This is a genomic window from Pseudomonas sp. PDM26, assembly GCF_019219185.1.
In the GTDB taxonomy this organism is placed as follows: Bacteria; Pseudomonadota; Gammaproteobacteria; order Pseudomonadales; family Pseudomonadaceae; genus Aquipseudomonas.
Map to the genome: position 1 here is coordinate 149,817 of NZ_JAHUWC010000004.1, position 20,238 is coordinate 170,054.

Consider the following 20,238-nt stretch of genomic DNA (forward strand, 5'->3'; position numbering starts at 1 on the left):
AGATCTCAAAGTGGCAGATGCAAAGCGTTTCGATAACTACATCAACGGCGAATGGGTTGCCGGCGGCGACTATTCGACCAACATCAACCCGTCCGAACTGAGCGATGCCATCGGCGACTACGCCAAGGCTGATCTGGCGCAGGTCCACGCCGCCATCGACGCCGCCCGTGCCGCGTTCCCGGCCTGGTCAACTTCCGGCATTCAGGCGCGTCACGATTCCCTGGACAAAGTCGGTACCGAGATCCTCGCCCGTCGCGAAGAGCTCGGTACCCTGCTGGCCCGGGAAGAGGGCAAGACCCTGCCTGAAGCCGTCGGTGAAGTGACCCGCGCCGGCAATATCTTCAAGTTCTTCGCCGGCGAGTGCCTGCGCCTGTCCGGCGACTACCTGCCGTCGGTGCGTCCGGGCGTCAACGTTGAAGTCACTCGCGAAGCCCTGGGCGTGGTCGGTCTGATCACCCCGTGGAACTTCCCGATTGCCATCCCGGCATGGAAAATCGCTCCTGCCCTGGCCTATGGCAACTGCGTCGTGCTCAAGCCGGCGGACCTGGTTCCGGGTTGCGCCTGGGCCCTGGCCGAAATCATCTCCCGCGCAGGCTTCCCGGCCGGTGTGTTCAACCTGGTGATGGGCAGCGGTCGCGTGGTGGGCGATGCACTGGTCAACAGCCCGAAAGTCGATGGCATCAGCTTCACCGGTTCCGTGGGCGTGGGTCGTCAGATCGCCGTCAACTGCGTGTCGCGCCAGGCCAAGGTTCAGCTGGAAATGGGTGGCAAGAACCCGCAGATCATTCTCGACGACGCCGACCTCAAGCAAGCGGTCGAACTGTCAGTACAGAGCGCGTTCTACTCCACCGGCCAGCGTTGCACCGCTTCCAGCCGCTTTATCGTCACCGCTGGCATCCACGACCAGTTCGTCGAAGCCATGGCCGAGCGCATGAAGTCGATCAAGGTCGGTCACGCCTTGAAAGCCGGTACCGATATCGGTCCGGTGGTTTCCCAGGCTCAGCTTGAACAGGACATGAAGTACATCGACATCGGCCAGTCCGAAGGTGCGCGTCTGGTCAGCGGCGGTGGTCTGGTGACGTGCGACACCGAGGGTTACTTCCTCGCGCCAACCCTGTTTGCCGACAGCGAAGCCTCGATGCGCATCAGCCGTGAAGAGATCTTCGGCCCGGTGGCCAACATCGTCCGCGTCGCCGATTACGAAGCTGCGCTGGCCATGGCCAACGACACCGAGTTCGGGCTGTCGGCGGGCATTGCCACCACGTCCTTGAAGTACGCCAACCACTTCAAGCGCCACTCCCAGGCCGGGATGGTGATGGTCAACCTGCCGACCGCCGGTGTGGATTACCACGTTCCGTTCGGTGGGCGTAAAGGTTCATCCTATGGATCACGTGAGCAAGGTCGCTATGCGCAAGAGTTTTACACCGTTGTGAAGACTGCCTACATCGGTTGATTCACCGCAATACCCCTGTAGGAGCTGCCGCAGGCTGCGATCTTTGCTTTTAAAAATCAAAAGATCGCAGCCTCGTTTCACTCGACAGCTCCTACAGGGAACAACCAAAGATTCACCCCGCATAAAAATAATCAGTGGGAGTACATCTACATGCAATCGACCCAAAAGCCGACTCACGTCCGCTATTTGATCCTGCTCATGCTGTTTCTGGTGACCACGATCAACTACGCCGACCGGGCTACCATCGCAATCGCCGGCTCCAGCCTGCAGAAAGACCTGGGCATTGATGCCGTTACCCTCGGCTACATCTTCTCCGCATTCGGTTGGGCCTACGTGGCCGGGCAAATCCCCGGTGGCTGGCTGCTGGACCGTTTCGGCTCGAAAAAAATCTACGCGTTGAGTATCTTCACCTGGTCGCTGTTCACCGTGCTGCAGGGTTATGTCGGCGAGTTCGGCATGTCCACGGCAGTGGTTGCGCTGTTCATGCTGCGCTTCCTTGTGGGCCTGGCTGAAGCGCCATCCTTCCCTGGCAACGCACGTATCGTGGCCGCCTGGTTCCCGACCGCCGAGCGCGGCACTGCCTCGGCGATCTTCAACTCGGCACAGTACTTCGCCACCGTGCTGTTCGCACCGCTGATGGGCTGGATCGTCTACAGCTTCGGCTGGCAGCACGTGTTCATCGTCATGGGCGTGATCGGCATCATCTTCTCCGGGATCTGGCTGAAGGTTATCCACAGCCCGCGTCAGCACCCGATGATCAATGATGCCGAGTTCAAGCACATCGCCGACAACGGCGGCATGGTCGACATGGACCAGGACAAGGGCAAAGGTAAAAAGACCGATGGTCCGAAGTGGGACTACATCCGGCAGTTGCTGACCAACCGCATGATGCTCGGCGTATACCTGGGCCAATACTGCATCAACGGCATCACCTACTTTTTCCTGACCTGGTTCCCGGTGTACCTGGTGCAGGAACGCGGCATGACCATTCTCAAGGCCGGTTTCATCGCGTCCTTGCCGGCGATCTGCGGTTTCATCGGTGGTGTGCTCGGCGGGGTGATTTCCGATTACCTGCTGCGCAAAGGCCATTCCCTGACCTTCGCCCGCAAGGCGCCGATCATTGCCGGCCTGCTGGTTTCCAGCAGCATCGTGGCCTGCAACTACGTGGATGTTGAATGGATGGTGGTCGGCTTCATGGCCCTGGCGTTCTTCGGCAAAGGCGTGGGTGCACTGGGTTGGGCGGTGGTGTCCGACACCTCGCCGAAACAGATCGCCGGCCTGAGCGGTGGCCTGTTCAACACCTTCGGTAACCTCGCTTCCATCACCACCCCGATCGTCATCGGCTACATCATCAGCTCCACCGGTTCGTTCAAATGGGCACTGGTGTTCGTCGGTTGCAACGCACTGGTCGCGGTGTTCAGCTATCTGGTCATCGTGGGCCCGATCAAGCGTGTGGTGCTCAAAGAGCCACCAGCGAACGGTACTGAAGCCCCTGGCAAATTGTCTCAAGCGCATTCCTGAGGAGCGGCGTCATGCAGTTGATTGAACATTCCGACTCGCCGCGCTACATCCGCCTGCACGAGCGGGATAACGTGGTCATCGTGGTCAATGATCAGGGCGTACCAGCCGGTACCGAATTTTCGGACGGCCTGGTCACCGTGGACTTCGTGCCGCAGAGCCACAAGGTCACCCTGGAGGACATTCCCGAAGGTGGCCAGGTGATTCGTTACGGCCAGGTCATTGGCTACGCCTTGCAGCCGATTCCCCGCGGCAGTTGGGTCAAGGAAGATCAACTGCGCATGCCGACTGCGCCACCGCTGGACAGCCTGCCGCTGTCCACCGATGTGCCGGCCGCGCAGGCACCGCTGGAAGGCTTCACCTTCGAGGGTTATCGCAACGCCGACGGCACTGTCGGCACGCGCAATATTCTCGGCATCACCACCACGGTGCAATGCGTGACCGGGGTGCTCGATCATGCGGTCAAGCGCATCAAGGATGAGTTGCTGCCCAAGTACCCGCACGTCGATGACGTGGTGGCGCTGACCCACAGCTACGGCTGTGGCGTGGCGATCACCGCCACCGACGCCTACATCCCGATCCGCACCGTGCGCAATCTGGCGCGCAACCCGAACCTGGGCGGCGAAGCCCTGGTGATCAGCCTGGGCTGCGAGAAATTGCAGGCCGGGCAGGTGATGCACGACAACGACAGCTCGGTGGATCTCAGCGAGCCTTGGTTGTACCGCTTGCAGGATTCCAGCCACGGCTTCAGCGAGATGATCGAGCAGATCATGGCGCTGGCCGAGACGCGTTTGAAGAAACTCGATCAGCGCCGTCGGGAAACCGTGCCGGCGTCCGAGCTGATCCTTGGCATGCAATGCGGCGGCAGTGATGCGTTCTCCGGCATCACCGCCAACCCGGCGCTCGGTTATGCCTCGGACCTGCTGCTGCGGGCCGGTGCGACGGTGATGTTTTCCGAAGTCACCGAAGTGCGCGATGCCATTTATCTGCTGACCTCTCGCGCGGAAAACCAGGCCGTCGCCCAGGAACTGGTGCGGGAAATGGACTGGTACGACCGCTACCTGGCAAAGGGCGAGGCGGATCGCAGTGCCAACACCACGCCGGGCAACAAGAAGGGCGGATTGTCGAACATTGTCGAGAAGTCCTTGGGCTCGATCGTCAAGTCCGGCAGCAGCGCGATCAATGGCGTGCTTGGCCCAGGCGAGCGTTTCAAACGCAAAGGCCTGATCTTCTGCGCGACCCCGGCCAGCGACTTTGTCTGCGGGACCTTGCAGCTGGCGGCGGGGATGAACCTGCATGTATTCACCACCGGTCGTGGTACGCCTTACGGGTTGGCCATGGCCCCGGTCGTCAAGGTCTCGACCCGGACCGAACTGGCGCAACGCTGGCCGGACCTGATCGACATCGACGCCGGGCGTATTGCCACCGGCCGCGCATCGATCGAGGAACTGGGCTGGGAGCTGTTCCATTACTACCTGGATGTGGCCAGCGGCAAGAAACAGACCTGGGCCGAGCAGCACAAGCTGCATAACGACATCACCCTGTTCAACCCGGCGCCGATCACCTGATCCTGTGGCGAGGGAGCTTGCTCCCGCTGGACTGCGTAGCAGTCCCATTTTTTGGGGCCGCTTCGCGACCCAACGGGAGCAAGCTCCCTCGCCACAATTGTTTCATTGCTTGCCCGCGATGACGGTCTACCAGACGCCGACGTCCTCGGTGGCTTATCATTAGCCACCTAACGACGCCCACCAAGGTTACCCCCGGCATGCTGGCAATTTTCCTCGAAACCCTGAACATCACCGCGCCGGTGTTTGCCATGCTGTTTCTGGGGGCGTTGCTCAAACGCATCGACTGGATCAACGACAACTTCATCCACACGGCGTCGGCACTGGTGTTCAACGTCACCATGCCGGCGTTGCTGTTTCTGGGCATCCTGCATGCGGACCTGAACGCGGCATTGCAGCCGGCGCTGCTGATCTATTTCTCCGTGGCGACGCTTTTGTGTTTTGCCATTGCCTGGGGCTGGGCGATCTGGAAGTGCCCGCGGGAAGATCGCGGGATCTACACCCAGGGCGCCTTTCGCGGTAACAACGGGGTCATCGGCCTGGCGCTGGCGGCCAGCATGTACGGCGACTACGGGATTTCCCTCGGGGCGATTCTCGCGGCGCTGGTGATCCTGTTTTACAACACCCTCTCGACCATCGTGCTGGCGGTCTACAGTCCGGTGATCAAGTCCGATCCTTGGAGCATCTGCAAAAGCGTGTTCAGCAATCCGCTGATCATCAGCGTGATTGCGGCTGCACCCTTCGCCTGTTTCAAGATCGGCTTGCCCGGTTGGCTGGAGACCTCCGGCCGGTACCTGGCGCAAACCACCTTGCCGCTGGCGCTGATCTGCATTGGCGGCACGCTGTCGCTGGCGGCGCTGCGCAAAAGCGGCCACATGGCGCTGAGTTCAAGCCTGTTGAAGATGATCGGCCTGCCGGTGCTGGCGACGCTGGGGGCATGGCTGTGGGGCTTTCGTGGTGCGGAACTGGGGATTCTGTTCCTGTACTTCGGCAGCCCGACCGCTGCTGCCAGTTTCGTCATGGCCCGGGCGGCGGACGGCAATCACGAGTTGGCGGCGGCGATTATCGTGATCACCACGCTGATGGCGGCGGTCACCACCAACGTCGGGATCTTCTTTTTGCAGTGGGGTGGGTGGATCTAGAGTGTTTTGAGGCTGGCCAGGAATCTGTGGCGAGGGGGCTTGTCGGAACGCCGCACCGCCCCGTTGGATTGCGAAGCGATCCCAAAACCTGTCACCGCGTTATCAGTGATTGACGACTGCTTCGCAGCCGAACGGGGGCAAGCCCCCTCGCCACAAAGTGCAGATTTTTCCAGTTATTTCGGCTTCTGGTAACTATCAATCACTTCCTGCGCCGCCCTGAACGCATCGATCGCCGCTGGCACACCGGCATACACCGCGCAATGCAACAAGGCCTCGCGAATCTCATCCACAGTACAGCCGTTATTCAGCGCACCGCGCACGTGACCTTTCAATTCCTGCGGGCATTTGAGTGCGGTCAGGGCCGCGAGGGTGATCAGGCTGCGGGTCTTCAGCGGCAGACCTTCGCGATTCCACACCCCGCCCCAGGCGTGTTCATTGACGAAATCCTGCAGCGGCTGGGTGAACTCGGTGGCGTTGCCCAGTGCGCGGTCGACGAAGGCGTCGCCCATCACTTGGCGGCGGACTTCAACGCCGGGTTTTTTATTCTCGGTCATGGGACTTCCCTCTTATGGTGTTGGCGACGCCAGGCGCGTAGCGACGTGAACAGCAAAAACGTCACCAACGCCGGCAGGACGAAAAACAGCATCAAGTGTTCCAGCTTGCCGGCCAGTGGCATGCCAGTGGTGAACGACACCACGTGCAGTCCATAGGCCAGGTACAAACCCAGAAACAGCAGGCCTTCGGCGCGGGTCACCCGGTAGCCGGAGTAAAACACCGGCAGGCACAGCGCCGCGACGCCGAGCATCACCGGCAGGTCGAAATCCAGGGCGTTGGGCGACACCGACAGCGGCGACGGCGCCACCAGTGCAGTAAAGCCGAGCACGCCCAAGAGGTTGAACAGGTTGCTGCCGATCACGTTGCCCACGGCAATCTCGCGCTCGCCGCGCATTGCGGCGATCAACGAAGTGGCGAGCTCGGGCAGTGACGTGCTGACAGCGACGATGGTCAGGCCGATGATCCGCTCCGACAACCCCAAATCGGTGGCGACCGCAACCGCTGCACCCAGCAGCAAGTGCCCGGCGTACACCAGCATCGCCAGTCCGGCGACGATCATCAGCAGGCTGCTCAGCCATGGCGCTTGCGGGTGGTGGTCATGGCTCGACACCGGCCGTGCCGAGTGCCGTGACTGGCGCAGCAACAAGCCCAGGTAAATCGCCAGAGCCGCAAGCAACATCACGCCGTCGGCCCGGGTCAGTTCTTCATTCCAGGCGAGTACGAACACCAACAGGCTGGCGCCGATCATCAACGGAATATCCAGACGCACCAGTTGTCGGGAAACCCTCAACGGAATGATCAGCGCGGACAACCCGAGGGTGACAAGGATGTTGAAAATGCTGCTGCCGATCACGCTGCCGACCGCGATGTCGGCGTTGTGCGCCAGGGTGGCTTGCAGGCTGACCGCCATCTGCGGGGCGCTGCTGCCGAGGGCGACGATGGTCAGGCCGATGATCAGCGGGCGTATGTGCAATCGTGCGGCAATGCGTACGGCGGCGCGCACCATCAACTCGGCGCCGACAATCAGCAGGAGCAATCCGCTGAGCAATTCGATCACGCTGATCAGGGGTAAATCGGCTAATCCGAAAATGGTCGGGGCTCCATCGGTCAGTCGTCGAGGGCCTGGACGCGAACCCGTGCGGTGCCGCTTTTGAGCATGCCCAGGCGCGCGGCGGCTTCGTGGGACAGGTCGATCAGACGGCCACGGGTGTGCGGTCCGCGATCATTGATGCGCACCACGCAGGATTTGTCGTTATTCAGATTGGTCACCTTCACCCGTGTACCGAAGGGTAGCTGGCGATGGGCGGCGGTCATGGAATTCTTGTCGAAACGCTCGCCGTTGGCGGTGCGTTTGCCTTGGTGTTTGGCGCCGTAATACGAAGCCACGCCGGTTTTGTCGTAGCCGTGTGGATCGACGGTGTCAGTGCTGGCACAACCGGCCAGGAGCGAGAGGAGGGCGCAAGCGCTGAGTAGGCGTTTCATTCAAGGTTTTCCCGAAACAAATGTGGGATAGAGCCAATGTGGCGAGGGGGCTTGCCCCCGTTGGACTGCGCAGCAGTCCCAAAATTTCGAACACGATTTGTCAGATACAAACCGAATCCGGAAATTGGGGCCGCTTCGCGACCCAACGGGGGCAAGCCCCCTCGCCACAAAAGCCCGCTCCCACAGGGAATGGAGCCAGATTTAAGAACTGGCTCCATCCTCATCAGCCTTCGAGCTTGCTTTTCAGCAATTCGTTCACTTGTTGCGGGTTGGCCTTGCCTTTGGAGGCTTTCATGGCCTGGCCGACGAAGAAGCCGAACATCTTGCCGCGCTTGGCTTCGTCTGCCGCACGGTATTGCTCGACCTGCTCGGCGTTGGCCGCGAGCATTTCGTCCAGCACCGCCGAGATGGCGCCGGTGTCGGTCACTTGCTTGAGGCCGCGCTTGTCGATGATCTCGTCCGCGCTGCCTTCGCCGTTGGCCATTGCTTCAAACACCACCTTGGCGATCTTGCCGGAGATGGTGTTGTCCTTGATGCGCAGCAGCATGCCGCCCAGTTGCTCGGCCGAAACCGGCGACTGGTCGATGTCCAGGCCTTGCTTGTTCAGCAGGCTGCCCAACTCGACCATCACCCAGTTCGCCGCCAGTTTGGCGTCGCCGCTGATGCTCGCGACTTGTTCGAAGTAGTCGGCTTGCTCACGGCTGGTGGCCAGGACGCTGGCATCGTAGACCGACAGACCGAATTGCTCCTGGAAGCGCTCGCGTTTCTGCGGTGGCAGTTCCGGCAGGGTGGCGCGCACGTCGTCGAGGAACGAGTTCTCGATGACTACCGGCAGCAGGTCCGGATCGGGGAAGTAACGGTAGTCGTTGGCTTCCTCTTTGCTGCGCATCGGACGGGTTTCGTCCTTGTTCGGATCGTACAGGCGGGTCTGCTGGATCACTTTTCCGCCGTCTTCGATCAGCTCGATCTGACGCTGGATCTCGGAGTTGATCGCCTTCTCGATGAAACGGAACGAGTTGACGTTCTTGATCTCGCAGCGGGTGCCGAATTCGACCTGGCCTTTCGGACGGATCGACACGTTGCAGTCGCAACGCAGCGAGCCTTCGGCCATGTTGCCGTCGCAGATGCCCAGGTAGCGCACCAGCGCATGGATCGCCTTGACGTAAGCCACGGCTTCCTTGGCGCTGCGCATGTCCGGCTCGGAGACGATTTCCAGCAACGGCGTGCCGGCACGGTTCAGGTCGATGCCGCTGGCGCCGTTGAATTCTTCGTGCAGGCTCTTGCCGGCGTCTTCTTCCAGATGCGCGCGGGTGATACCGACACGTTTGACCGTGCCGTCTTCAAGGGCGATGTCCAGGTGGCCCTTGCCGACGATTGGCAATTCCATCTGGCTGATCTGATAGCCCTTCGGCAGATCCGGGTAGAAATAGTTTTTACGGGCGAACACGTTGTGCTGGCCGATCTCGGCATCAATGGCCAGACCGAACATCACCGCCATGCGCACCGCTTCCTGGTTCAGCACCGGCAATACGCCGGGCATGCCGAGGTCGACCAGGCTGGCCTGGGTGTTCGGCTCGGAACCGAAGGTGGTGGAACTACCGGAAAAGATTTTCGACCGGGTGGTGAGCTGGGTGTGTATCTCCAGCCCGATCACGACTTCCCATTGCATGTGTGTCTCCTCAGAAGCCGGTTGGGGTGCGGGTGTGCCAGTCAGTGTTCAGCTGGTACTGATGGGCAACATTTAGCAAGCGGCCTTCCTGGAAATACGGGGCGAGCAATTGCACGCCAACCGGCAGACCATCGACAAAACCTGCTGGCATGGACAACCCAGGCAGACCTGCGAGGTTGGCGGTGACGGTGTAGACGTCTTCCAGGTACGCGGCGATCGGGTCGCTGTTCTTGGCGCCGAGCTTCCAGGCCGGGTTCGGCGTGGTTGGGCCGAGGATGATGTCGACCTCATTGAAGGCCGCCATGAAGTCGTTCTTGATCAAGCGACGGATCTTCTGCGCCTTCAGGTAGTAGGCATCGTAGTAACCGGCCGACAGTGCATAAGCACCGACCATGATTCGGCGCTGCACTTCCGCACCGAAACCTTCGCCACGGGAACGCTTGTACAGGTCTTCCAGGTTTTTCGGGGCTTCGCAGCGATAGCCGAAACGCACGCCGTCGAAACGCGACAGGTTAGAGGACGCTTCCGCCGGAGCGATCACGTAGTACGCAGGGATTGCGTGCTGCATGTTTGGCAGGCTGATTTCCTTGACCACGGCGCCGAGCTTTTTCAGCTCTTCGACGCTGGCCATGACCAAGTCGGCGATACGCGGGTCGAGACCGGCGCTGAAGTATTCCTTCGGCACGCCAATGCGCAGGCCTTGCAGCGAACCATTGAGGCTGGCGCTGTAATCAGGCACGGGCTCGTCGATGCAGGTGGAGTCCTGCGGGTCGAAACCGGCCATGCCTTGCAGCAGGATCGCGCAGTCTTCGGCGGTGCGGGCCAATGGGCCGCCCTGATCGAGGCTAGACGCGAAGGCGATCATGCCCCAGCGCGAAACACGACCGTACGTCGGTTTCAGGCCGGTGAGGTTGGTGAACGCTGCCGGTTGGCGGATCGAGCCGCCGGTATCGGTGGCGGTCGCGGCCGGCAACAGACGAGCGGCAACCGCAGCAGCCGAACCGCCGGACGAGCCGCCCGGAACGTATTCCAGGTTCCACGGGTTTTTCACCGCGCCGTAGTAGCTCGACTCGTTGGCCGAACCCATGGCGAATTCGTCCATGTTGGTCTTGCCCAGGGTCACCGCCCCGGCAGCGGCCAGCTTGGCGACGACGGTGGCGTCGTACGGTGCCTTGAAGTTGTCGAGCATCTTCGAGCCGCAGCTGGTGCGAATGCCCTGGGTGCAGAACAGGTCCTTGTGGGCGATCGGGGCGCCGAGCAGGGCGCCGCTCTCACCATTGGCCCTACGGGCGTCAGCGGCTTTCGCCTGCGTCAGTGCCAGGTCCTCGGTGAGGCTGATGAAACTGTTGAGCTGCGGATCGAGCTGGGCGATGCGCGCCAGCAGGACTTTGGTCAGCTCTTCGGAGGAAAACTTTTTATCGGCGAGTCCGCGGGCGATCTCGGCCAGAGTCAATTGATGCATTGCAGGCTCTTTCCCTTTAGTCGATGACTTTCGGAACCAGGTACAGGCCGTTTTCGACCGCTGGTGCGATGGACTGGTAGGCCTCGCGGTTATTGGTCTCGGTCACGACGTCTGCACGCAGGCGCTGGCTGGCTTCCAGTGGGTGAGCCAGCGGTTCGATACCGTCGGTATTGACCGCCTGCATTTCGTCGACCAGCCCGAGAATGCTGTTGAGGGCCGAAGTGATGTGTGGAAGATCGGCATCATTGAGGCCAAGGCAGGCCAGATGAGCGATTTTTTCCACGTCGGAGCGTTCAAGCGCCATTGGGATTCTCCAGTGGAAAACAAAACGGACCGCGTCCGTGTGTTAGATTGTCGGAACACTACCGCACTTCTACGGTCATAAGGCCGCGATTGTGGGGCTTGGTGCACAGAAAAGCGGCCAATTTAACATATTGGCGCCTTGCCCAAAATCCCTGTCGTTGTTAGAGTTTGCCGCACTTTTTTACCCACGCGTTGCCTAGGGTCCTTTCCCCATGTTCAAGAAACTGCGTGGCATGTTTTCCAGCGATCTTTCCATTGACCTGGGCACTGCCAACACCCTTATTTACGTGCGCGAGCGCGGTATCGTCCTGAATGAGCCCTCCGTTGTGGCCATTCGGACACACGGTAACCAGAAAAGTGTCGTTGCTGTCGGCACCGAGGCCAAGCGCATGCTCGGCCGTACGCCGGGCAACATTGCTGCCATTCGTCCGATGAAGGACGGCGTGATCGCCGACTTCAGCGTGTGCGAAAAAATGCTGCAGTACTTTATCAACAAAGTTCACGAAAACAGCTTCCTGCAGCCTAGCCCTCGCGTGTTGATCTGCGTTCCATGCAAATCCACCCAGGTTGAGCGTCGTGCCATCCGTGAATCGGCCCTTGGCGCCGGTGCCCGTGAAGTGTTCCTGATCGAGGAGCCGATGGCCGCTGCGATCGGTGCCGGCCTGCCGGTTGAAGAAGCTCGCGGTTCGATGGTAGTGGATATCGGTGGCGGTACCACTGAAATCGCGCTGATCTCCCTGAACGGCGTGGTTTACGCCGAATCCGTACGCGTTGGCGGCGACCGTTTCGACGAAGCGATCATCACCTACGTACGTCGCAACTACGGCAGCCTGATCGGCGAATCCACCGCCGAGCGCATCAAGCAGGAAATCGGTACTGCCTACCCGGGCGGCGAAGTTCGCGAAGTCGATGTTCGCGGCCGTAACCTGGCCGAAGGCGTTCCGCGCGCATTCACCCTGAATTCCAACGAAGTGCTGGAAGCTCTGCAAGAGTCCCTGGCGACCATCGTTCAGGCCGTGAAAAGCGCCCTTGAGCAATCGCCTCCGGAACTGGCTTCCGACATCGCCGAGCGTGGCCTGGTATTGACCGGTGGTGGCGCCTTGCTGCGTGACCTGGACAAATTGCTGGCCCAGGAAACCGGTCTGCCGGTGATCGTTGCCGAAGACCCGCTGACCTGCGTTGCTCGCGGCGGTGGCCGTGCATTGGAAATGATGGATAAACACACCATGGACCTGCTTTCCAGCGAATAAGTCGCCGGATTGCCTCTATGCTGTTGAGCGCGCAGGCGGCACTTTGCGGTGCTGCCTGTTCGCGTTTATCTTCTGTCAGTCTGCATCCAGGCCGGATTGCTGCCACATGAATAAACAGAACTTTTGCCTGGAAGGAGCGGCTTATTAAACCGCTTTTCACCAAGGGCCCTTCACTGGGCGTGCGCCTGTTGGTGCTGGTCGTGCTATCGGTCGCGCTGATGGTGGTCGATGCCCGTTTCAGTCTGCTCAAGCCTGCACGCAGCCAGATGTCGCTGGTGCTGATGGACGCCTACTGGATCACTGACCTGCCTGGACGACTGTGGGAAGGTATTGCCAGTCAGTTCGGCAGCCGGACCGAGCTCGTCGCCGAAAACGAAAAACTCAAGACCGAGAACCTGCTGTTGCAGGGGCGCATGCAGAAGCTTGCCGCCCTGACCGAGCAGAACGTTCGGCTGCGCGAGTTGCTCAACTCCTCGGCCCTGGTCAACGAGAAGGTCGAAGTGGCCGAGTTGATCGGCATGGACCCCAACCCGTTCACCCATCGCATCATCATCAATAAAGGTGAGCGCGACGGCGTGGTCCTCGGTCAGCCGGTACTCGATGCCCGTGGCCTGATGGGCCAGGTGGTCGAGTTGATGCCCTACACCTCCCGCGTCTTGCTGCTGACCGATACCACCCACAGCATTCCGGTGCAGGTGAACCGCAACGGGTTGCGGGCGATTGCCAGCGGCACCGGCAACCCGGAACGTCTCGAGTTGCGGCATGTGGCCGATACCGCCGACATCAAGGAAGGCGATTTGCTGGTCAGCTCCGGCCTCGGTCAGCGTTTCCCGGCCGGATATCCGGTGGCGACGGTCAAGGAAGTCATTCACGATTCCGGCCAGCCGTTCGCCATTGTCCGCGCCATTCCGACCGCTGCCTTGAACCGCAGCCGTTACCTGCTGCTGGTGTTCAGCGACAACCGTACGGCCGAAGAGCGCGCCAACGATGCCGCCCAGGCTCAGGAAAGCCTGGATGCACAGGGCGGTGGCCCGATCATTCCGGCGACAGTTCCGAAACTGGTCAACCCGGTAGCCCCCGCCGCACCAGCCGCTCCTGCCACGGTGGCGCCCGCGGCCACTGCGCCAGCCAAGCCAACCACCACGCCAGCCAAGCCAACCACCACGCCAGCCAAGCCTGCGGCCACGCATCCTGCGGCGGCTAAACCGCCAGCGGCGCAACCCGCTGCCGCGAAGCCTGCCGCCAAACCGCCAGTCTCCGCGCCGGCCACTCCAGTGGGGAGAGAATAATGGGCGGTGTAAAAGCATCCCGAAACGGCTGGATAGTCTGGCTGACGTTCGCCGTCGGTCTGCTGCTGAGCGTTTCGCCTCTGCCGCAATTCATGGAAATCCTGCGCCCGCTGTGGCTGGCCTTGTTGCTGGCATTCTGGGCGTTGAACCTGCCGCAAACCGTCGGGATGGTGACGGCGTTTTGCCTGGGGCTGGCTGAAGACGTGCTCTACGGTACCTTGCTGGGTCAGAACGCCTTGATCCTGACGCTCATCACCTATCTGGTGCTGGCGCTGCAGCAACGTCTGCGGATGTTCCCGATGTGGCAACAGAGCCTGGTGATCCTGGTGATCTTCGGCCTCGCCCAGCTTGTACAACTATGGCTCAGTGCCTTGACCGGCAATCGTCAGCCGACGCTGGCGCTGGTGCTGCCGGCACTGGTCAGCGCGTTGCTCTGGCCCTGGATCAGTTTCGGTTTGCGCGGATTGCGTCGACGCTACAAAATCAATTAATTCGCTCAGGCATTAGACAGGGAGAGGTCTTGATGAAACGGTTGTACCTCGCCTCTGGCTCGCCGCGTCGGCGTGAATTGCTCACGCAGATCGGCGTTCCGTTCTCCGCCGTCAGTGCGGACATCGATGAAACTCCTTTAGCTCAAGAATCCCCATCGGCCTATGTCGAGCGCCTGGCGCGCGACAAGGCCGAGGCCGGGCGCGGCGTCGTCGTGTCTGACGAACCGTTCTGCGTGCTCGGCGCCGATACCGCCGTGGTACAGGGCGGAAAAATTCTCGGCAAACCGGTTGATCAAGCGGATGCGTGCGCCATGCTGATGATGCTGTCAGGGTGTGAGCATGAGGTCCTGACCGCGATTGCCGTGCTCGATGGCGAACGTTGCGAGTCCCGGATTGTCACCAGTCGGGTGCGATTTCGTGCTATCAGTCGCGATGAAGCCGCGGCCTACTGGGCCAGCGGCGAACCACGGGACAAGGCGGGCGGTTATGGCATTCAAGGACTGGGTGCGGTGTTTGTCGCCGGACTCAATGGAAGTTATTCAGCGGTAGTCGGACTACCGCTTTGCGAAACCGCGGAACTGCTCGGCCATTTCGGCATACCCTGTTGGCAACCCCGGAACGCGCTTTAAGCGTCGTCCTGAACAGATGCGGCCATTATCGTGAACATGCCTGAACGAGACCCTGCCATGAGTGAAGAGATCCTGATCAACATCACGCCGATGGAATCGCGCGTGGCGGTGGTCGAAAACGGTGTCCTGCAAGAGGTCCACGTCGAGCGCACGCAAAAGCGCGGGATCGTCGGCAACATCTATAAAGGCAAAGTCGTGCGGGTATTGCCGGGGATGCAGGCGGCATTCGTCGATATCGGCCTGGATCGCGCCGCATTCATTCATGCGTCGGAAATTTCCCTGCGCGAAGGCCCGGCGGTCGAGAGCATCAGTGCACTGGTGCACGAAGGCCAGAGCCTGGTGGTGCAAGTGACCAAGGACCCGATCGGTTCCAAGGGCGCACGCCTGACCACTCAGCTGTCGATCCCTTCGCGTTACCTGGTGTACATGCCACGCACGGCCCATGTCGGCATCTCCCTGAAGATCGAAGACGAAGCCGAGCGCGAACGCCTCAAGCAAGTGGTCACCGATTGCGTGGCCAAGGAAGGGATCAAGGAAGCTGGCGGTTTCATTCTGCGCACGGCAGCCGAAGGCGCCGGCGCCGATGAAATCCTCATGGACATTCGCTACCTGCGAAGGCTCTGGGATCAGATCAGCGCCCAGATCAAAACCATCAGCGCGCCCAGCGTGATCTACGAAGACCTCGGTTTGGCGCTGCGCACCCTGCGTGATCTGGTGAGCCCGAAAATCGAGAAGATCCGCATCGACTCCCGGGAAACCTTCCAGAAAACCACGCAATTCGTCGCCGAATTGATGCCCGAGATTGCCGACCGTCTGGAGCATTACCCGGGCGAGCGGCCGATTTTTGACCTGTATGGCGTCGAAGACGAAATCCAGAAGGCACTCGAGCGCAAGGTCCCGCTCAAGTCCGGCGGTTACCTGGTGGTCGACCCGGCTGAAGCCATGAGCACCATCGACGTCAACACCGGCGCGTTCGTCGGCCATCGCAACCTCGAAGAAACCATCTTCAAGACCAACCTCGAAGCCGCGACAGCCATCGCTCGTCAATTGCGCCTGCGCAACCTCGGCGGAATCATCATCATCGACTTCATCGACATGGAAGATGAAGAACACCAGCGCCAGGTGTTGCGCACGCTCGAAAAGCAACTGGAGCGCGATCACGCCAAGACCAACATCATCGGTATCACCGAACTGGGCCTGGTGCAGATGACCCGCAAGCGCACCCGCGAAAGCCTTGAACAAGTGTTGTGCGAGCCGTGCAACGCCTGTCAGGGGCGCGGCAAGCTCAAGACCCCGGAAACCGTTTGCTACGAAATCTTCCGCGAAATCCTGCGTGAAGCACGCGCCTATCAGGCGGAAGGCTATCGTGTATTGGCAAACCAGAAAGTGGTGGACCGCCTGCTCGACGAAGAGTCGGGCAACGTCGCCGAACTGGAAGGGTTTATCGGGCGCACCATCCGCTTTCAGGTCGAAACCATGTATTCCCAGGAACAATACGACGTGGTGCTGCTCTGAAGCCTATCGCTTTGATTATTCGACAATGGCTGGCCTCAGCTTTTTGCAAAACTTTTGCCATGGGGGCCACCTGACATGGACCGTCTGACACGCATTTTGGCCGCACTGACCCGCTGGGGTCTGGGCCTGTGCGCGTTGGTTTTGGTGTTGATGGCGCTCTACGTCAGCCTCGGCCGGGAGCTGACGCCGTTAATCGCCGAGTACCGTGCCGACATCGAAACCAAAGCCAGCGATGCCTTGGGCATGCCGTTGCAGATCGGCGAGCTTGAAGGCAACTGGAGTGGATTCGCCCCCATATTGATGGCGCACGACGTGACGGTCGGCGAGGGTGCCAATGCCTTGCACCTGGATCAGGTGCGTGCGGTGCCGGACCTTTGGGCCAGTCTTCTGGCGCGACAGGTACGCATCGCTCATCTGGAACTCAGCGGCCTGAAGATCAGCGTCAAGGAGGGTAACGACGGTCAATGGGCACTGGAAGGTTTGCCAGTGCAACAGGATCAACCAACCGATCCGGAACAGTTGCTCAATCGTATGCAGATGATCCAGCAACTGTCGGTGCTCGACAGCCAGGTGACCTTGCAGCCGTTTGCACAGTCGCCGCTGACCCTGACTTATGTCGGCCTCAATCTGAAAACCGGGGCGTCGCGGCAGCGACTCGACGCGCGGCTGACGCTGCCTGACGGGCAGCCGGTGGCGATGAGTCTGCGCACCCGCATTCGAGCCAGTCAATGGCAGGACGGTGAAGCCGAGGTCTACCTGAGCCTGCCGCAAAGCGACTGGTCGAAATGGTTGCCCGAGCGAGTGACCCAGGAGTGGAGTTTCACTGAGATCAAAGCCGGCGGCGAGCTTTGGCTGACCTGGGGCAAAGGTGCCCTGCAAAGTGCTGCGGTCCGTTTGAATGCACCACAACTCAAGGGTGCCTACGCTGAGCGCAAGCAGATCCAGATCAACAATCTGGCCCTGAACGGCTACTTTCAGCGCAGTGCCGAAGGCGCGTCGGTTACTCTCGATTCCCTGGCGATGAACCTCGGTGAGACCCGCTGGGAAACGCATTTGCAACTCAAGCAAAACGCGGCCACTGATAAAACCGAAGAGCTCTGGCACCTGCAAGCCGACCGGGTCGATCTCACTCCGCTGACCCCGCTGCTCAACGCTCTGGCGCCGTTGCCAGAAGGTTTGGCCACGGTCGTCGAGCGGCTCAAAGTCACGGGCAGCCTGCGTAACGTGCTGGTCGACTTGCGCCCCAACGCGACAGACGACAGCAAGTTCGGCTTTGCCGCCAATCTCGACCAGGTAGGCTTCGATGCCTATCACGGTGCGCCGGCGGCGCGAAATGTCAGCGGCAGCATCAGTGGTGACCTGGGTCGCGGCGAATTGCGCATGGACAGCAAGGATTTCATGCTGCATCTGGACCCGATTTTCGCCAAGCCATGGCAGTACATTCAGGCCAATGCGCGGCTGACCTGGAAGCTCGATAAAGAAGGTTTCACCCTGATCGCGCCGTACCTGAAGGTGCTGGGCGAGGAAGGCAAAATCGCCGGCGACTTCCTGATTCGCCTGCATTTCGATCACACCCAGGAAGACTACATGGACCTGCGGGTTGGCATGGTGGACGGAGACGGTCGCTACACCGCCAAGTACTTGCCGACAGTCCTCAGCCCGGCGCTGGACGAATGGCTGCGTACCGCAATTCTCAAGGGCGCGGTGGACCAAGGCTTCTTCCAGTATCAAGGGTCGCTCAACCATGGTGCCGCGGAAGAGGATCGCAGCATCAGCCTGTACTTCAAGGTTCACGATGCCGAACTGGCCTTCCAGCCGGGCTGGCCCCATGTCAGCAAGGTCAGCGGCGATGTGTTTGTCGAAGACAGCGGCGTGCGGATTCTGGCCAGCAAGGGCCAGTTGCTCGATACCCAGGTCAACGATGTTTACGTCAACATTCCCCATGTGCCTGCCGGACAGAACGTTCATTTGTTCCTCGATGGCGGATTTGCCGGCGGTTTGGGCGATGGCCTGAAAATCCTCCAGGAAGCGCCGATCGGTACTGGGGCAACCTTTGCCGGATGGGAAGGCGAGGGTGATCTGCAAGGCAAGTTGAAGCTGGATATTGCGCTGGCCAAAGGCGAGGAGCCGAAGATCCTCGTCGATTTCAAGACCGCCAAGGCACGCTTGAAACTGGCTGAACCTGTGCTGGAGCTGACCCAACTCAAAGGTGATTTCCGTTTCGACAGTGCCAAGGGCCTGAGTGGACAGAGCATCAGCGCACGGGCGTTCGACAAGCCGGTCACCGCACGGATTTTTGCCGACGGCAGCCCGGGTAAGCTCAATACCCGGGTGACCGCGTCGGGCCAGGTCGAGGTCAGGAAACTGACCGACTGGCTGAAGGTGACCCAGCCTCTGCCGGTGAGTGGCGTGATCCCTTATCAACTGCAACTGACCCTCAATGACGCCGACAGCCAATTGCTGGTCAATTCCAACCTCAAGGGCGTAGCCGTCGATTTGCCTGCACCGTTCGGCATGGCCGCCGATGCCGGGCGCGACACAACGTTGCGCATGACCTTGCAGGGCGACGAGCGGCGTTATTGGGTCAACTACGGGGACCTGGCGAGTTTCACGTTTGCGGCCCCGGCCAGCAATTTCGCTGACGGTCGCGGGGAATTGTTCCTCGGTTCCGGCGAAGCCGTGTTGCCTGGCGCCAAAGGCCTGCGGATACGGGGCGTACTGTCGGAGCTGGACGTTGGTCCGTGGAAGGATCTGGCGGATAAATACGCCGGAGAGGACCCCGGCGGCAGCGCCAGGCAATTGCTCAGCGGCGCGGACTTCAAGGTGGACAAGCTTAGCGGTGTCGGCACCACGCTCGACCAGGCCTCGATTCAGCTGGCGCGCAAGCCTTCCGCCTGGGCGCTGCAACTCGACAGCCAGCAGATCAAGGGCAGTGCCAATCTGCCCGATGCGAAAGCCACGCCGATCACGATCAATCTGCAAACCGTGCGCCTGCCGGCACCGGACCCGGCCGTGCTGGCCGATGAAAACTCGCCGGATCCGCTGGCGTCGGTGGACCCGACGAAAATCCCCGCGATGGACATCACCATCAATCAGTTATTCCAGGGACAGGATCTGGTAGGGGGCTGGTCGCTGAAGATTCGTCCTTCGCCCAAGGGCATCGTGTTCAACTCGCTGGACTTGGGCCTCAAGGGCCTACTGTTGGTGGGCAGCGGTGGTTGGGAAGGCGTGCCCGGCGCCAGCAACAGCTGGTACAAGGGGCGCATCAGCGGCAAGAACCTGGCCGATGTGCTCAAAGGGTGGGGGTTTGCGCCGAGCGTCACCAGCCAGGACTTTTATATGGATGTCGATGGCCGCTGGCCCGGCTCGCCGGCCTGGGTGGCGACCAAACGCTTCTCCGGCTCGCTCGATGCGACGCTCAATCAGGGCCAGTTCGTCGAGGTCGAAGGCAGTGCCCAGGCGTTGCGGGTATTTGGTTTGCTCAACTTCAACTCCATCGGCCGGCGCCTGCGCCTGGACTTCTCCGACCTGTTCGGCAAAGGTCTGAGTTATGACCGGGTCAAGGGGCTGCTGATAGGGACGAATGGCGTGTATGTCACCCGTGAGCCGATCCGGCTGACGGGCCCTTCGAGCACCATTGAACTCGACGGCACCCTGAACATGGTGGCCGATCAGATCGATGCGAAACTGCTGGTGACCTTGCCGGTGACCAATAACCTGCCGATTGCCGCACTGATCGTCGGTGCACCCGCGGTCGGCGGAGCGCTGTTCCTGATCGACAAGCTGATCGGTGACCGCGTCTCCCGTTTCGCCAGTGTGAAGTACACGGTTCAAGGGCCGTGGAAAGAACCGAAAATCACCTTCGACAAGGCGTTTTGAGGTCCTTTTTCAAAAGGCACTCGGCAAGCCTATGGA

The 20,238-nt window shown here is 60.8% G+C and carries 16 protein-coding genes; 10 read left to right on the top strand and 6 right to left on the bottom strand.

Features of this window, described 5'->3' with window-relative positions; translation table 11 throughout:
- Window positions 1–10: 10 nt before the first annotated feature.
- The 4 genes from KW849_RS10125 (at window position 11) to KW849_RS10140 (ending at window position 5,678) form a co-directional block, all read left to right on the top strand.
- Window positions 11–1,453, top strand: coding sequence for an aldehyde dehydrogenase family protein (locus tag KW849_RS10125; RefSeq protein WP_218429265.1), 1,443 nt, complete (start codon window positions 11–13; stop codon window positions 1,451–1,453).
- Between the two features lie 150 nt (window positions 1,454–1,603).
- The gene (locus tag KW849_RS10130; RefSeq protein WP_108218184.1) at window positions 1,604–2,974 is read left to right on the top strand and encodes an MFS transporter; all 1,371 of its coding nucleotides are present in this window, start codon (window positions 1,604–1,606) and stop codon (window positions 2,972–2,974) included.
- 11 nt (window positions 2,975–2,985) lie between these two features.
- Window positions 2,986–4,539 (top strand): galactarate dehydratase, encoded by a 1,554-nt coding sequence (garD, locus tag KW849_RS10135; protein WP_218429267.1) that lies wholly within the window; start codon window positions 2,986–2,988, stop codon window positions 4,537–4,539.
- Between the two features lie 197 nt (window positions 4,540–4,736).
- The gene (locus tag KW849_RS10140) at window positions 4,737–5,678 is read left to right on the top strand and encodes an AEC family transporter (protein WP_218429269.1); all 942 of its coding nucleotides are present in this window, start codon (window positions 4,737–4,739) and stop codon (window positions 5,676–5,678) included.
- Window positions 5,679–5,851: 173 nt separating this feature from the next.
- Here KW849_RS10140 and KW849_RS10145 read toward each other — a convergent pair whose 3' ends face one another.
- The 6 genes from KW849_RS10145 to gatC all read right to left on the bottom strand — a co-directional run bounded on the left by KW849_RS10145 (window position 5,852) and on the right by gatC (window position 11,150).
- Window positions 5,852–6,232: a carboxymuconolactone decarboxylase family protein gene (locus tag KW849_RS10145; protein ID WP_218429271.1), complete on the bottom strand. Its 381-nt coding sequence runs from the start codon at window positions 6,230–6,232 to the stop codon at window positions 5,852–5,854.
- A complete protein-coding gene (locus tag KW849_RS10150; protein ID WP_218429273.1) occupies window positions 6,229–7,290 on the bottom strand; it encodes a calcium/sodium antiporter in 1,062 nt (353 codons plus the stop codon). Before KW849_RS10150 ends, KW849_RS10145 begins: the two co-directional genes overlap by 4 nt.
- A 50-nt stretch (window positions 7,291–7,340) precedes the next feature.
- Window positions 7,341–7,715 (bottom strand): septal ring lytic transglycosylase RlpA family protein, encoded by a 375-nt coding sequence (locus tag KW849_RS10155; protein ID WP_218429275.1) that lies wholly within the window; start codon window positions 7,713–7,715, stop codon window positions 7,341–7,343.
- Window positions 7,716–7,938: 223 nt separating this feature from the next.
- The gene (gene gatB / locus KW849_RS10160; RefSeq protein ID WP_218429276.1) at window positions 7,939–9,384 is read right to left on the bottom strand and encodes an Asp-tRNA(Asn)/Glu-tRNA(Gln) amidotransferase subunit GatB; all 1,446 of its coding nucleotides are present in this window, start codon (window positions 9,382–9,384) and stop codon (window positions 7,939–7,941) included.
- Between the two features lie 10 nt (window positions 9,385–9,394).
- Complete coding sequence (gene gatA / locus KW849_RS10165) at window positions 9,395–10,846, bottom strand: Asp-tRNA(Asn)/Glu-tRNA(Gln) amidotransferase subunit GatA (protein ID WP_218429277.1); 1,452 nt, start codon at window positions 10,844–10,846, stop codon at window positions 9,395–9,397.
- Window positions 10,847–10,862: 16 nt separating this feature from the next.
- Entirely contained in the window at window positions 10,863–11,150 is a 288-nt protein-coding gene (gatC, locus tag KW849_RS10170; protein ID WP_007976465.1) for an Asp-tRNA(Asn)/Glu-tRNA(Gln) amidotransferase subunit GatC, read from the bottom strand.
- A gap of 211 nt (window positions 11,151–11,361) precedes the next feature.
- Here gatC and mreB point away from each other — a divergent pair, with 211 nt between their 5' ends.
- From mreB to KW849_RS10200, 6 genes are all read left to right on the top strand, one after another.
- Entirely contained in the window at window positions 11,362–12,399 is a 1,038-nt protein-coding gene (mreB, locus tag KW849_RS10175; protein WP_002555108.1) for a rod shape-determining protein MreB, read from the top strand.
- A gap of 143 nt (window positions 12,400–12,542) precedes the next feature.
- Entirely contained in the window at window positions 12,543–13,688 is a 1,146-nt protein-coding gene (gene mreC / locus KW849_RS10180; protein ID WP_218429506.1) for a rod shape-determining protein MreC, read from the top strand.
- On the top strand, window positions 13,688–14,179 hold the full coding sequence (gene mreD, locus KW849_RS10185; RefSeq protein WP_007970244.1) for a rod shape-determining protein MreD: 492 nt from the start codon (window positions 13,688–13,690) through the stop codon (window positions 14,177–14,179). Before mreC ends, mreD begins: the two co-directional genes overlap by 1 nt.
- A gap of 32 nt (window positions 14,180–14,211) precedes the next feature.
- Window positions 14,212–14,808, top strand: coding sequence for a nucleoside triphosphate pyrophosphatase (locus KW849_RS10190; RefSeq protein ID WP_218429279.1), 597 nt, complete (start codon window positions 14,212–14,214; stop codon window positions 14,806–14,808).
- A 57-nt stretch (window positions 14,809–14,865) separates the two neighbouring features.
- Window positions 14,866–16,323, top strand: a complete 1,458-nt coding sequence (gene rng / locus KW849_RS10195; protein ID WP_007970246.1) for a ribonuclease G — start codon at window positions 14,866–14,868, stop codon at window positions 16,321–16,323.
- Window positions 16,324–16,398: 75 nt separating this feature from the next.
- Window positions 16,399–20,202, top strand: coding sequence for a YhdP family protein (locus tag KW849_RS10200; protein WP_218429281.1), 3,804 nt, complete (start codon window positions 16,399–16,401; stop codon window positions 20,200–20,202).
- Window positions 20,203–20,238 lie beyond the last annotated feature (36 nt).

Coding starts and splice junctions, on each gene's coding strand:
- KW849_RS10130 (WP_108218184.1), top strand. CDS start 1,604: ATGCAATCGACCCAAAAGCCGACTCACGTCCGCTATTTGATCCTGCTC.
- garD (WP_218429267.1), top strand. CDS start 2,986: ATGCAGTTGATTGAACATTCCGACTCGCCGCGCTACATCCGCCTGCAC.
- KW849_RS10140 (WP_218429269.1), top strand. CDS start 4,737: ATGCTGGCAATTTTCCTCGAAACCCTGAACATCACCGCGCCGGTGTTT.
- KW849_RS10145 (WP_218429271.1), bottom strand. CDS start 6,232: ATGACCGAGAATAAAAAACCCGGCGTTGAAGTCCGCCGCCAAGTGATG.
- KW849_RS10155 (WP_218429275.1), bottom strand. CDS start 7,715: ATGAAACGCCTACTCAGCGCTTGCGCCCTCCTCTCGCTCCTGGCCGGT.
- gatB (WP_218429276.1), bottom strand. CDS start 9,384: ATGCAATGGGAAGTCGTGATCGGGCTGGAGATACACACCCAGCTCACC.
- gatA (WP_218429277.1), bottom strand. CDS start 10,846: ATGCATCAATTGACTCTGGCCGAGATCGCCCGCGGACTCGCCGATAAA.
- gatC (WP_007976465.1), bottom strand. CDS start 11,150: ATGGCGCTTGAACGCTCCGACGTGGAAAAAATCGCTCATCTGGCCTGC.
- mreB (WP_002555108.1), top strand. CDS start 11,362: ATGTTCAAGAAACTGCGTGGCATGTTTTCCAGCGATCTTTCCATTGAC.
- mreD (WP_007970244.1), top strand. CDS start 13,688: ATGGGCGGTGTAAAAGCATCCCGAAACGGCTGGATAGTCTGGCTGACG.
- KW849_RS10190 (WP_218429279.1), top strand. CDS start 14,212: ATGAAACGGTTGTACCTCGCCTCTGGCTCGCCGCGTCGGCGTGAATTG.
- rng (WP_007970246.1), top strand. CDS start 14,866: ATGAGTGAAGAGATCCTGATCAACATCACGCCGATGGAATCGCGCGTG.
- KW849_RS10200 (WP_218429281.1), top strand. CDS start 16,399: ATGGACCGTCTGACACGCATTTTGGCCGCACTGACCCGCTGGGGTCTG.